The following is a 12,689-nucleotide window of genomic DNA, read 5'->3' as shown; positions in this document are numbered from 1 at the left end:
CGTTCGAGTGCCCTTTGCTTAGCCCTACGTGACGTTCGACAATAGTGATTGGAACTAGGAAACCTTGGGAGGTTCGCGCGTTTAGGGGCCGGAGCAAGCCGTGGAGGAGAAGCATGCGAACAGCAATTCTCGCATTGATTGTAGTTGCCGGAAGCGCAATGAGCTTCCAAGCAACGGCCCAACAGCAAAAGGCCGCACCCAGTGAGCAAACCAAGGAGGAGATGAAGCGCGACGTGGACCGGGAGCTCAAGGCTGGCCAGCCCAACGAGCAGATGCAGCGCGATGCGGACAAAGGGATCAAGACCCGCAACTCCGGAGAGTCCGGATACGTGGCCGATCAAGACAAGCCGGCCGCTTCGGCGCATCCTCCGGGCCGACCGGGAAGTGAGCAGACCACGGGTTCGGGTAGCCAGACCGGCACTCCGAAATAGAACACTCGGCCTGCTCTGCGTCTACGGCGAGTTGCGCGGGCGCCGGAAGTGGCCAATTCACGGGTCGCATGCGGTCCCGGGTTAGCGGGTCGTCCGCCTGGTTGCCGCCCAAATGTCCTCCCGGGGTCAGTATGTCGCGCTCAGTGTACGCGTGGAGCGAGACCCCGGGGGCAAGTGCGGGCCGTCATAGGGCGCACAAGCGCCAGTCGAGGCAAGGACGGCCTCCGCGTTCTGTCCACCGCCGATAGCCGACATCCAAGCTGCCTCAAATTATCCGGCTAAGGGCCACGGTGCGACCTGGAGCGGGATGTTACTCTATGAACAGCAGTCCCCTCTTCTTATCGCCGTCAAACGTATTTACAGCGTCGAACAGCCGCTTCCGTTCGACTAGCCACGGCTGGAAATCGAAATTGACATCGAGCACGAAAACGAGGTCTTCGGCTTCGAAATAGCCCCCAATTGGGGAATGGTGTCCACTACCAGCACCAAAAATATGAGCGCGATCGAAATTCACGATGTAGCGTCGCCGCGGATCGTTGGAGCGACGGAGATGCTCCAGAAACTCATTTTCGCTGAGATCGCGCAAGACAGTAACTTTCCGGCTGGTGTTGGACTGGGCGATGTTGGCCAGTTCGTCAAGCGTGAGCCCCATGATGCATACGCCTGTCCAGCAACTCCACGTCCCGGCCAACACCTTGCCTTCCGTCCTTGCCGCCTCGCCAAGGGACCGATACGCATTTGCAACAGCGGCAGGTCCGCAGCGAGAGCCATTTGACTGCCAATCAACGTGTCCTTCAAATGTTGCTGCCACGGGCAGGTGCCACGCACGCTCAATAAGCTCCGGAGTACGTGTGACCGATGAGGCTATGGCTTCTGATGGCACGTGCGATTGATTGACCACCAGGGCTCCGGCACACACCAGACTCAGGGCAATCACCAAGCTACTGATGCTTACGCGGTGCCATCGCTTCATGGATCGGAACCTTGGCGGCAATGACGACTTAGGCGCGCAAATTATACTCGGAAGCCGGAGAGCGCGAAGAAGATACCTGTCCGCGTTCGTCCGGGCTGAAAATGCGAACATAATCTCCGACAGGACGACCCGAGTTCTTCTTTGGGTCGAACAGGAAAGTGACAGCCAATCGGACCCTTTCCGCGGCATCCCCGAGATGTATCAGCGTCGAGATCTCAGTGCTAGACTTCCTGCTCCTACCGATTAGGAGGACGAACATGCCCGATAGCGTCTACAAGGTCATTGAACTGGTCGGTACTAGCAGCGACTCATGGGAGAAGGCGGCCGCTAACGCAGTCGAGCAAGCTGCTAAATCTCTCCGAGATCTCCGCATTGCAGAAGTCGTCAAGCTCGATATGCAACTGGATGACAAGGGAAAAGTTGAGGCCTATCGCGCCAAGCTCAACGTATCGTTCAAGTTCGAGGGCTCCTGAGCCTCAGCACCTCGCCGCTTCGGGCGAGGACGGCTCATTGGACAGGCGCGTTGCGGTCCGCCAGCCGGACGCTGTGGCCCATCCCGGAAGTTGGCACTAGTCCGAGCGGGACCGAAATGCTTTGATGCGCAGGAGCGTATGGCGCGTGGTGGCCCCATGTACATGGTCATTCGCAAGTACAGCAAGGTTCGTTCGGTCGCGGACGCCGCTCGTCGCGCCAAGAGCGGCGTTGGTGAGATCCTAAGACAATCGCAGGGATTCAAATCTTACCATGTGCTGGATGCGGGCGACGGTGTCGGTATCGCGGTGATGATATTTGACGACCGCGAAAGCGCCAACGCAGCGAACGCCAAGATACTGGCATTTGTTCAAGCCAGTCTACCGGACCTCGAACTTGGAGTTCCTGAAATCGCTGCCGGCGAGGTTTTGGTGAACATAGAGCCCAATGGGTCCTCGGGCATCAAGTAGCCGAAAACGCTGCCTGTTGCATGGCCCGCCGCCCGCTGATCGTGCAGTCTACCCGACCTGCATCGCGTTTGCGGCGGTCGCGCCCCGGCACCGGCATATGCCGGCCAAGAATCTGGCGACTGCGCTAATTTTCGAGGAGCACAATGCCATGAAGCAACACACCTCCGAAGCATTTTCCACCACAGCCAGGAAACTGCTCATGCGGATGCGCATCGTGATGCCACCCAGGGACCCCGATGAAGACGAGGAGGATGAAGACGAGGAGGACGAAGACGAGGATGAGCAAGATGATGCCGACGAACCGGCGGTCGTGCGCGAGCCGGACGAAGACTAGACTAGCCGGTGTCTGGCAGTCGCCGTTATACTATCTCTGATGGGCTGGGATGCGAAAGACATAGCGCTTCTCAAAAGGCTCTGGTCCGCGGGGCAGAGCGCGGCGCAGATTGCGCGCCATCTCGGCTGCAGTCGTAACGCGGTATGCGGTATGCTGAACCGTCTGGGCCTGAAGCGCGGCCACAAGCCGCCCACAGCGCAGCCCCAGATAAGGCCGGCCCCGAAGCTGAGGCCGTCGTCGGCCGCCTGCGCCCGTCCCATCGCGCGGAGGGTGTCGCCGAGTACAGCAGAGAGGGAGCTGCCAAAGGAATTCAGCCGGCAGCAGCTTTACGCCATTCTGGCTGAGGCGGTCAGAAACACTGGTTAAGAGCTCACCACGAACGTCCTTGCCCTCCCGTCCATGTCGGCCGCGTCGTTACTTTGCAAATAAGCGTCGGCCACCCGCGAGACAGAAACAGGGCCCACCTCACACGCATACGTTGATGGAACCGGGTTTTAGCTCGCGTTGTTTCGGCTCGGGGTCGTCACAGCCACGTCGCTATAGAGAAGCCCTGTATACGGGAGTATAGTCGCCAAAGGCATATTCCCGATCGATCTTGATCGGCTCCGGGGGGACGCGATCCGGCACGAGAAATCTGTCGATTGATCCATCACGCGTGAGCAAGAGATGATCATGCAACATGCGATTGAAGTGCCGTCGGTCGCCCTCGATTCGAATGAGTGCAAGCGCCCCGAGGAGGCACTGCGCGAGAGCGAGGAGCGCTTTCGCACGCTGGTGCAATTCTCCTTCGATGTGTACTGGGAAACGGACGCGGAGCATCGCTTCATCCGCCAGGAGTTCGCCGAGACGCTTCCCGAGCCGCCGGTCTCCGAGATCGGCAGGACACGATGGGAGGTCCCGTATCTCGAACCTGACGCAGATGGCTGGCGCAAACACCGGGAGATACTCGACGCTCACCTCCCGTTTCGCGATTTCGAGCTCGCGCGGCCGATGCCCGACGGCGGCAAGCGCTATATTTCCGTCTCTGGTCTGCCCATCTTTGACAAGACAGGGAACTTCGTGGGTTACCGAGGTGTGGGGCGCCACATCACGGAGCGCAAGCGCGCCGAACAGGCGCTGATCGAGAGCGAGGCCCGTTTCCGTACCTTCGTGGACCACGCGACCGATACGTTCATGCTGCACAGTGAAGATGGTCACGTTCTCGATGTGAATCGGAATGCCTGCGAAAGTCTCGGCTACAGCCGGACCGAACTGGTTGGAGCAACTGCGGCCTTGTTCGATCTGGAGATGGATGAAGCGACTTGGCGTCGCAACCGCGAGCGTCTCAAGGCCGGCGGCATCGCTACGCTCGAGAGGCGCTATTGCCGAAAGGATGGCACTGTGTTTCCCGTCGAAGTTCGTATGCGCGAGTTCTGCGAAGTCGGACAGTCACGAATCATTTGTCTGAGCCGCGACATCACCGAACGCAAGCGAACCGCCGAGACGTTCCGCGAGATGCAGGCTGAACTAACACACGCCAATCGCGCGGCGGCAATGGGCCAGGTCACGGCGTCGGTGACGCACGAACTAAGCCAACCAATCACCGCGGTGCTCTGCAACGCAGAGGCCGCACTCAACTGGCTAGGAACACAATCTCCGAATTTCGAAAAGGCACAGCAGGCGCTCGCATCCATCGTCGCAGAAGCCAAGCGAGGCGGCGAGATCATCAGTTGGATCCGTTCCTTGATCAAGAAAGCTCCGGCGCCGAAGGAGAGCGTCGATGTCAATGGCGCAATCCTGGATGTGATCACCATAGCCCGTAGCGAGCTGCTCAAACATGATGTCTCGATCCAGACCGACCTCGCTCCGGGCTTGCCGCTCGTGCAGGGCTATCGCGTTCAGCTGCAACAGGTGGTTCTCAATTTGATCCTCAACGCGATCGAGGCAATGAACTGTGTCGACGTTGGGGGACGAGAGTTGCGGATCAGCACGGCTGCAGATGCTTCAAATCTCGTTGTTGTCGCCGTACGGGATACCGGACCTGGACTTGACGTCGCAATCGTTGACCGCCTGTTCGAGCCCTTCTACACCACCAAGCCGGACGGAACCGGCATGGGCTTGTCGATTTGCCAATCGATCATCGAGGCGCACGGAGGACGACTTTGGACTGGTGCCAATGAACCACGGGGGGCGGCGTTTCACTTTAGTCTGCCTTCGCAACAGGAGTGATCCACGTCGCTTTAGCGTAACTCACGCCTTCGCTGTTGCGTTTCTTGGCGTCTGCTCTTTGGAGGGCAGCTCACGCTTTGGAGGGGGCGGCTCAAGCAGACTTCTATGAAACACCCTGGCTCGTTCGCCGACCCTGGCGCATCGTTGCGAGCACGATGTCGGCGGCGAGCACGCTCGGCGATGTGTTGCCGGTCGACATGATCTGATCGAGCCTGGCGAAGGCCTCGACCTGCTGCCGGCGCAGCGGAGACTCCGTCAGCACGTCCCGAAGCGCCGGCGCCAGCTTCTCCGGCGTGCATTCCTCCTGCAAATACTCGGGAATGACATCCTTGCCGATCACGAGATTGGCAAGGATCACCGAGGAGACACGGATCGCGCGTCGCAGGATGAACGCCTCGATCGCGCCGACGCGATAGGCCGTCACCATCGGAATGCCCGACAGCGCGAGCTCGAGCGTCACCGTGCCGGATTTCGCCAGCGCGGCGTGAGCGATGCGGAAGGCCGCACGCCGCTCGTTCTCGCCGATCACGATCTGAGGCTTGACCGGCCAGCTCGCGATGCCTTCGCGGATGGTGGCTTCGAGATGCGGCATGGTCGGCAGCATCAGTTCGAACGCACAGCCCTCACCCCTTAAGCGACCGAGCGTTGCGCCGAACACGTCGAGATGATGCCTGACCTCGCTGCGGCGGCTGCCGGGCAGCACCAGCAGCACCGGCGGCTCACTGTCGCGGCGCGCCTGCTCCTCCGCACTCGGCCGCAGCGAGCCCAATTGCTCAATCAGGGGATGGCCGACATAGCTGCAGGGCGGGCCGCCGAGCTTGCGGTATTCCTCGGGCTCGAACGGCAGCAGGCCAAGCACGTGGTCGACATAGCCGAGCATGGTCCGCGCCCGTCCTGGCCGCCATGCCCAGAGCTGCGGCGAGACGTAGTCGACGATCGGGATCGCGGGATTGCGCGCGCGCACGCGGCGGGCGACGCGATGGGTGAAGTCGGGGCTGTCGATGATGACGAGCACGTCGGGCGCGGCCTCGGTCACTGCGTCGGCGGTCTGCCGGATCAGCCGCAGGATCTTCGGCAATTGCTGCACCACCGCGGCAAACCCGACGATCGAGAGCTCCTCGATCGGAAACAGCGATTCCAGGCCCTCGCGCGTCATAGTGCGGCCGCCGACGCCGACGAACTGCACGCCGTCGCCGAGGCGCTGGCGCAGCACCTTCATCAAGGCGCTGCCGAGCCTGTCGCCGGACTCCTCCGTCGCGATCAGGAAGATCTTGCGCTTGGGATCACGCGACATCACGCGGGCAGGCCGATGACGAAGAGATATTTGGCATCGGCAAGCGCGATCATCGCCTGCGACTCGGCGGCGATGGTGTTGCCCGCGATGACGGCGATGCCGGCAAGGCCGGCAGCCGCGACGCCCTCGATGGTGCGCGGACCGATCGTCGGCAGGTCGAAGCGCAGGTCCTGGCCGCTCTTCGGTGCCTTCACCAGCACACCGCGTCCGGTGGCGGCGCGGATGCGGCCCTCCTCGCGCAGCCTCGCGACGCGGGCGAGCAGCGCGTCGGTGCCCTCGATGTCCTCGACCGCCACCACGTGGCCATCGATCACGACCACGGCCTGGCCGATGTCGAACGGGCCGAGCGCGGTCAGCACCGCCCGGCCGCGCGCGATGTCGGCCTTGCTGGCATCGCTCGGCCAGGCGCGGCTGATGCAGCCCTCGGGCATCAGGAGATCCGGCGCGACGTCCTTGATGCCGACCATCCGGAAGCCGTCCTGCTCGAGGATGCGGCCCACACCCGACAGCAAATGATCGTCGCCGCCACGGAAGGCGCGGATGACGTTGCCGAGCAGGCGCAGCGTCGTGAAGTCGAACCGGATCTCGGACAGCGAAGGCCGCACCAACGTGCCGATGAAGATCAGGTCGCGGCAGCCCTCCTCGCGGAACAGCCGCATCGCGCGTCCGAGCTGGCCGACGGAGATCCAGCGATGCCGGAACTTCTCCACCCGCTGGGGATCGCAGGCCCCGCGCAGCGGAAACAGCACCGGCGTGATGCCGTGCGCGGCGAGCGACTCGGCAACCGCGAACGGCATGGCTCCGCCCCCGGCGACGATGCCGACTGGTGACGAAACCTGCAAAGCCGCCGATGTCGTGCCCGCGGCCATCCCAAGGTCACTCCAAGATCACTTCGCGATGGCGGGAAGACAGAGCGGGCGCTTGCCCTTGCCGATGAAGTCGAGAATTTCGGCGATCGCGGGGTCCTCGCCCGCGAGCGGCCGCGCCGCCTCCAGCCGCTCGGCGAAGGTGCCGGCGCCATGGAATAGCTTCTGGTAGAACGCACGCACGGTGGCAAGCCGCTGCTTGGTGAACTTGCGACGCTTCATGCCGATCAGATTGAGGCCCTCGAGCACGGCATATTGGCCGTTGACGAGACCGAACGGAATGATGTCGTCGCGCACGCCACACACGCCGCCGACCATGACCTGCGGTCCGATGCGGGTGAACTGATGCACGGCGGACAGGCCGCCGATGAAGACGAAGTCGCCGATCTCGCAATGGCCGCCGAGCGTTGCCGAGGTCGCGAAGATCACGTCGTTGCCGACATGGCAGTCGTGGCCGACGTGGCTGCAGTTCATGAAATAGCAGCGGTCGCCAACCGAGGTGACGCCCCCGCCAGCGACGGTACCCGCGTTCATTGTGACGGATTCGCGGATGGTGCAGCCCGCGCCGATCCTGAGCTGTGTCAGCTCGCCACGATAGCTGAGCGATTGCGGCGGCGTGCCCAGCGAAGCGAACGGATAGATGGTGCAGCCGTCGCCGATCGTGGTCTGCGCCGTGATGTGCACATGCCCGATCAGCTTGCAGTTCGTGCCGATGACGACGTTCGGGCCGATGATGCAATAGGGTCCGATCTCGGTGCCCTCGCCGATCACGGCGCCGTCCGCGATCCGCGCGGTGGGATCAATCTTGCTCATCAAGCCAATCTTACTCGTCAAGAAGGTCGGGTTATGTATTGAAGTCGCTCGGTTTTCGGCTGGTTAGCGCGACTATGCCCGATCTGTCCAGTGACGTATCATCTCGCCGTGTTTCAAGTGCCGGATAACGCGGCCTTCCCGTCCCGTCGTCAGGTTCATGCGGAGCTTCAACGATCGTGGTCAGGGCCCTGATCCTTCTGCTGGCGCAGCTCGCGGATACTCCGATCGTGTCGGAGGCGGTCGAGATCGGCGAACACCGCCTGGTCGATCTGCGGACATTCGAGTGCCGGGACATCACCCGCAGCACGGTGCTTCAGCGGGTCTGTTACGATCGCGCGCAGCAGGACCTGATCGTCGCGAGCAACGGCGCCTATCACCGCTATTGCGGCGTGACGGCCGACACCGTCGAACGCCTCCTCGGCGCGCCCTCCATGGGCCAGTTCTTCAACCGGACTATCAGGCGGGAGACGACCGGCAGCCGCTACGATTGCACCTGAGCCCAGTGCCGCTCAATCGGTCAGCATGGCGCCGACGTCGGCTTCGGCAACGACCTGACCGTTGACCTTTGCATCGCCGTGAAACCACCACATGGTCTTGCGGCGGCCGAGCGAGCGCATGTGATACTCGATCGTGTCGCCCGGCAGTACCGGCTTGCGAAACTTGCACTTGTCGATGGTGAGGAAATAGACCGCCCGCGGCTTCTCGGTGCCCTCGACCGACTTGATGCCGATCACGCCCGCGGTCTGCGCCATCGCCTCGATCATCATGACGCCGGGATAGACCGGACGCTCGGGGAAATGTCCCTGGAACGCCGGCTCGTTGAAGGTGACGTTCTTGATGCCGATGCCGCTGTAATCGGCGCGGATGTTGATCACGCGGTCGATCAGCAGCATCGGAAAGCGGTGCGGCAGTGTCTGGAGGATCGCGTTGATGTCCACCAGCTCGAACTTAACAGGTGATTCCGCCGTCATTCCCGTCCCTCGTCCTTCGGATCGGCCTTGCTGTCGCGTACCAGCCGCTCCACCGCGATGATCTCCTTGAACCATTGCTTGGTCGGCTTGGCGAAGTGCCCGCCCCAGCGGCCGCCTGGCGGGATGTCGTCCTTGACCGCGCTCATCGCCGTCACCTGCGCCCCGTCGCCGATCTTGAGGTGATTGTTGATGCCAACCTTCGCTCCGAGCGCCACGTTGTCGCCGATGGTCAGGCTGCCGGCGAGCCCGATCTGGGCCGCGAGCAGGCAGTGCCGGCCGATCGTCACATTGTGGCCGATCTGGACCTGATTGTCGATTTTGGTCCCCTCGCCGATCACGGTGTCACGCAAGGACCCGCGGTCGATCGCGGTGTTGGCCCCGACCTCGACGTCGTTCTGGATCAGCACGCGCCCGGTCTGCGGCACCTTCAGATGGCCCTCGGGGCCGAAGAAGATGAAGCCGTAGCCGTCCTGGCCGATCGAGCAGCCGGGATGGATCAGCACGTTGTTGCCGATCAGGGCGCACTGGATAGCGGTCCGGGCGCCGACATTGCAATCCCGGCCGATCTTGACGCCGGGACCGATCACCGCACCGACGCCAATCACAGTGCCACTGCCGATCTCGACGTCCGGGCCGATCACGGCCAGGGGGTCGACGACCACGCCGTCCTCGAGCCGGGCCGTGGGATCGATGATGGCCGATGGCGCGATACCGTCGTTGCCGACCCAGGATTGCGGCCGCAGCGCGTCGGCGTGCCATTCCCGCGCGATCCGGACAAAGGCGCGGAATGGCTGCGCCACCCGCAGCACGGCCACATGTTCGGGCACCTCGGCCTCGAAGCGCGGACTGACCAGACAGGCCCCCGCCTTGGTCGCCCTGAGCTGATCGGCGTATTTGAGGTTGTCGAAGAACGCCAGATGCATCGGGCCCGCTTCGTCGAGCGAAGCAAGGCCCGTGATGACGTGGCCGCCCCTCCCGGGGTCGACCAGCTGCGCCTTTGTCAGCGTGGCAATGTCGGCCAACGCTGCGGCAGGCGGCTTTGTGAAGAAGATCGGCTGCGCCATTCCACCCCGTCGCGGTCCGGCTTCGGCATGAAGCGGTCAGGCCGCATCATGCCTCATGTCCTGGATCGGCACGATCCCTTTCCGAAACCGGTTCCGGTGATCCGGATCGTGCCGTGCTGATCGAATTAGAACGTGGTGCCGCCGCCGAACCGGAATTCCTGCGTGCGGTCGTACTTGCCCTTGCTGAGCGGCACGGCGTAGTCGAAGCGCAGCGGTCCGAACGGCGACTGCCAGATCACGCCGACACCGACCGACGAGCGAACGACCTTGCTGTCGTCATAGACGAGACCGGTGCAGGTCCCCGTGCTCGAGGGATTGATGCTCGACGGGATACATCCCGGCGCATTGACCTCGTTGGTGGTGGTCCAGCTCGTCGGTCCCTTGTAGTCGTAGAGGCCGCCGGCGTCGGCATAGACGGCGCCCTTCAGACCCACTTCCTTGGGCAGGAACCAGAACGGCATCTGCAATTCGAACGAAGCACCCCAATACTGGGTGCCACCGAGCGCATCCTGCGTGCCGAACGGGTTCAAGTCGCGCGGACCGATGCCGTTCGGGGCGAAGCCGCGGACGAGGTTCGGGCCCATCTGGAAGTGGTCGAGCATGCGCAGATCGGTGCCGATCTTGTTCAGCATGCCGCCTTGCAAGCGGACGAGGCCGACGATGTCGGACACGAGCGGAGTGTAGTACTTCGCGTCGACGACGGACTTCAGATAGGAGACGTCGCCGCCGACGCCGGCGAAGTCCTGCCGGAAGTCGACGAGCAGACCGTCGGTCGGGTTCTTGTTGTTGTCCAGCGTGTTGTAGGTCAGCGTGTAGCCGAGCGCCGAAGTCAGCGTCTTGCCGTTGGCGAGCTCCTTGCGCACCGGCAGCGAGGCTTCGCCATCGTTGTAGCAGCCGAGGCCGTTGGTGGACGGATCCAGAGGTATACCGGTGGCAGCAGAGAAGGCCGGGCTGGGATTGAAGGCCGCCGAACCAACCACGTTGTTACAGTTCGCCAGGTAGCCCGGCAGGGTGATTTCCTGCCGATAGATCGAGTAGCGCACCTGGAGCGAGAGATCTTCACGCAAGGAGAAGCCGAGGCGCGGCGAGAAGCCGAGCGTCTTGGTGCCGTAGGAGATGTAGCTGTTGGACTTCTGCTCACGCTGATAGAGGTCGAGGCCGAGCGCGACGCGGTAGTCGAGCAGGTACGGCTCGACGAACGACAGCGAGTAGCCGCGCGCATACTGGCCATAGGTCACCGCAGCCTTGGCGAACAGGCCGCGACCAAGCAGGTTGCGCTCGGAGATCGAGACTTCGGCCAGCGCGCCGTCGGTGGTGGAGTAACCGCCCGAGACCGAGAAGTCGCCGGTCGACTTTTCTTCCATGTCGACGATCAGGATGACGCGGTCACTCGACGAGCCCGGCTCGGTCGTGATCTTCACGCTCTTGAAATAGTCGAGGTTCTTCAGGCGCCGCTCGGCACGGTCGACCAGCGCGCGGTTGTAGGCGTCGCCTTCCGAGATGTCGAACTCGCGGCGGATCACGTAGTCGCGCGTGCGGGTGTTGCCGCGCAGGTTGATGCGCTCGATATAGGTGCGCGGGCCCTCGTCGATGTTGAACACGACGGACACTGTGTGCGCTTCGAAGTTGCGGTCGCCGCCGGGCCGGACCACGGCAAAGGCATAGCCGCGGCGGGAGGCTTCGATCTGCATCTCCTCGACCGACTTCTCGACCAATTCGACGTTGTAGAGCGAGCCGACATTGAGGCGCGAATAGGCGCGCATCGAGCTCGGATCGAAGTTCGGAATGCTGCTGCGGAAATCCACCGCGCCGACGCGGTATTGCTGACCTTCCTCGATCTTGAAGGTGACGTTGAAGCCCTTCTTCTCCGGATCGTACTCGGTCAGCGCCGCGACGACCTGCACGTCCGCGAAGCCGTTCTTGAGGTAAAATCGGCGGATCAGGTCGCGATCGGCTTCGACGCGGTCGGGATCGTAGACGTCACCGCTGCCGAGGAAGCTCAGCAAATTCGTCTCGCGCGTCTTGATCACGTCGCGGAGGCGGTAGGACGAGAAGGCATTGTTGCCGACGAACTCGATCGACCGGACGCCGGTCTTGACGCCCTCCTCGACCGTGAAGATCAGGTCGACGCGGTTGTTCGGCTGCTCGATGATCTCGGGCGTGACGCGCACGTCGTAGCGGCCGGAGCGGCGATAGATTTCGGCGATACGGAGCGTGTCCGACTGCACCATGGCGCGGGAGAAGGTGCCGCGGGCCTTGGACTGGACTTCAGCGGTGAGCTGCTCGTCCTTGATCTTCTTGTTGCCCTCGAAGGCGATGCGGCCGATCACCGGGTTTTCCACCACGGAGACGATGAGCTGGCCGCCGGAACCGCGGTTGATCCTGACGTCCTGGAACAGGCCGGTCTCGATCAACGCCTTGAGGCCGTCGTCGATGGCGGCCTGATCCAGCCGGCCGCCGGGACCAGGCTTGAAATAGGAGCGGATCGTCTCCACCTCGACGCGGCGATTCCCTTCGACGGAAATCGACTGAACGGTCTGAGCGAGCGCAGACGAAGACACGAAAACAGCCCCAACCGGGGCAACCACCGGCGCGCCGAACAAGATCAGGGTCGCGAGCAAGCCCCCCCGGAGTCGCAGTCCAAACTTCATCGCGCAACGCGCCCTTATCATTCCCTGCCAGACCCAACCCCAACGCCGGTCCGGAGATTCCCCAAGTTCAGGCCGCTTGTAGCCAATTTCGCCGACGCCGCAAACGGCCGAAAGCGCCGTAATTTCAATTTCATTCCAAGACG

14 protein-coding genes are annotated in these 12,689 nt (G+C 62.8%); 7 read left to right on the top strand and 7 right to left on the bottom strand.

Annotated features, from left to right (window positions below; all coding sequences use genetic code 11):
- Nucleotides 1–113 precede the first annotated feature (113 nt).
- Nucleotides 114–431, top strand: a complete 318-nt coding sequence (locus I6F33_RS16620; RefSeq protein WP_141697647.1) for a hypothetical protein — start codon at nucleotides 114–116, stop codon at nucleotides 429–431.
- 310 nt (nucleotides 432–741) lie between these two features.
- Here the strand turns inward: I6F33_RS16620 and I6F33_RS16615 are convergent, their stop codons facing one another.
- On the bottom strand, nucleotides 742–1,404 hold the full coding sequence (locus I6F33_RS16615; protein WP_074447994.1) for a phytochelatin synthase family protein: 663 nt from the start codon (nucleotides 1,402–1,404) through the stop codon (nucleotides 742–744).
- A gap of 257 nt (nucleotides 1,405–1,661) precedes the next feature.
- Here I6F33_RS16615 and I6F33_RS16610 point away from each other — a divergent pair, with 257 nt between their 5' ends.
- The 5 genes from I6F33_RS16610 to I6F33_RS16590 all read left to right on the top strand — a co-directional run bounded on the left by I6F33_RS16610 (nucleotide 1,662) and on the right by I6F33_RS16590 (nucleotide 4,887).
- A complete protein-coding gene (locus tag I6F33_RS16610; protein WP_035699963.1) occupies nucleotides 1,662–1,877 on the top strand; it encodes a dodecin family protein in 216 nt (71 codons plus the stop codon).
- Between the two features lie 156 nt (nucleotides 1,878–2,033).
- Complete coding sequence (locus tag I6F33_RS16605) at nucleotides 2,034–2,345, top strand: hypothetical protein (RefSeq protein ID WP_036009997.1); 312 nt, start codon at nucleotides 2,034–2,036, stop codon at nucleotides 2,343–2,345.
- Between the two features lie 148 nt (nucleotides 2,346–2,493).
- The gene (locus tag I6F33_RS16600) at nucleotides 2,494–2,679 is read left to right on the top strand and encodes a hypothetical protein (protein ID WP_036025247.1); all 186 of its coding nucleotides are present in this window, start codon (nucleotides 2,494–2,496) and stop codon (nucleotides 2,677–2,679) included.
- Nucleotides 2,680–2,718: 39 nt separating this feature from the next.
- Nucleotides 2,719–3,045, top strand: a complete 327-nt coding sequence (locus tag I6F33_RS16595; protein WP_036010004.1) for a GcrA family cell cycle regulator — start codon at nucleotides 2,719–2,721, stop codon at nucleotides 3,043–3,045.
- Nucleotides 3,046–3,345: 300 nt separating this feature from the next.
- Nucleotides 3,346–4,887, top strand: a complete 1,542-nt coding sequence (locus I6F33_RS16590; RefSeq protein WP_225143352.1) for a PAS domain-containing sensor histidine kinase — start codon at nucleotides 3,346–3,348, stop codon at nucleotides 4,885–4,887.
- Between the two features lie 103 nt (nucleotides 4,888–4,990).
- Here I6F33_RS16590 and lpxB read toward each other — a convergent pair whose 3' ends face one another.
- From lpxB to lpxA, 3 genes are read right to left on the bottom strand one after another with little or no spacing between them, the layout of a single operon-like run.
- Nucleotides 4,991–6,181, bottom strand: a complete 1,191-nt coding sequence (lpxB, locus tag I6F33_RS16585; RefSeq protein ID WP_036010007.1) for a lipid-A-disaccharide synthase — start codon at nucleotides 6,179–6,181, stop codon at nucleotides 4,991–4,993.
- A complete protein-coding gene (locus I6F33_RS16580) occupies nucleotides 6,181–7,050 on the bottom strand; it encodes an LpxI family protein (RefSeq protein WP_036010009.1) in 870 nt (289 codons plus the stop codon). Before I6F33_RS16580 ends, lpxB begins: the two co-directional genes overlap by 1 nt.
- Nucleotides 7,051–7,068: 18 nt before the next feature.
- Nucleotides 7,069–7,860: an acyl-ACP--UDP-N-acetylglucosamine O-acyltransferase gene (gene lpxA / locus I6F33_RS16575; protein WP_036010011.1), complete on the bottom strand. Its 792-nt coding sequence runs from the start codon at nucleotides 7,858–7,860 to the stop codon at nucleotides 7,069–7,071.
- A 176-nt stretch (nucleotides 7,861–8,036) separates the two neighbouring features.
- Between lpxA and I6F33_RS16570 the strand changes: the two genes are divergently transcribed.
- On the top strand, nucleotides 8,037–8,357 hold the full coding sequence (locus I6F33_RS16570; protein WP_036010013.1) for a KTSC domain-containing protein: 321 nt from the start codon (nucleotides 8,037–8,039) through the stop codon (nucleotides 8,355–8,357).
- A 12-nt stretch (nucleotides 8,358–8,369) separates the two neighbouring features.
- Here the strand turns inward: I6F33_RS16570 and fabZ are convergent, their stop codons facing one another.
- The 3 genes from fabZ to bamA form a co-directional block, all read right to left on the bottom strand.
- Nucleotides 8,370–8,831, bottom strand: a complete 462-nt coding sequence (gene fabZ, locus I6F33_RS16565) for a 3-hydroxyacyl-ACP dehydratase FabZ (RefSeq protein WP_036010015.1) — start codon at nucleotides 8,829–8,831, stop codon at nucleotides 8,370–8,372.
- On the bottom strand, nucleotides 8,828–9,895 hold the full coding sequence (gene lpxD, locus I6F33_RS16560; protein WP_225143350.1) for a UDP-3-O-(3-hydroxymyristoyl)glucosamine N-acyltransferase: 1,068 nt from the start codon (nucleotides 9,893–9,895) through the stop codon (nucleotides 8,828–8,830). Before lpxD ends, fabZ begins: the two co-directional genes overlap by 4 nt.
- 125 nt (nucleotides 9,896–10,020) lie before the next feature.
- Nucleotides 10,021–12,546 (bottom strand): outer membrane protein assembly factor BamA, encoded by a 2,526-nt coding sequence (gene bamA, locus I6F33_RS16555; RefSeq protein WP_036010019.1) that lies wholly within the window; start codon nucleotides 12,544–12,546, stop codon nucleotides 10,021–10,023.
- Nucleotides 12,547–12,689 lie beyond the last annotated feature (143 nt).

The organism is Bradyrhizobium sp. BRP20, from assembly GCF_020194215.1.
GTDB classification, from domain to species: domain Bacteria; phylum Pseudomonadota; class Alphaproteobacteria; order Rhizobiales; family Xanthobacteraceae; genus Bradyrhizobium; species Bradyrhizobium yuanmingense.
The sequence above is the reverse complement of the archived record's forward strand: the minus strand, read 5'-3'. Positions and strand labels throughout refer to the sequence as shown.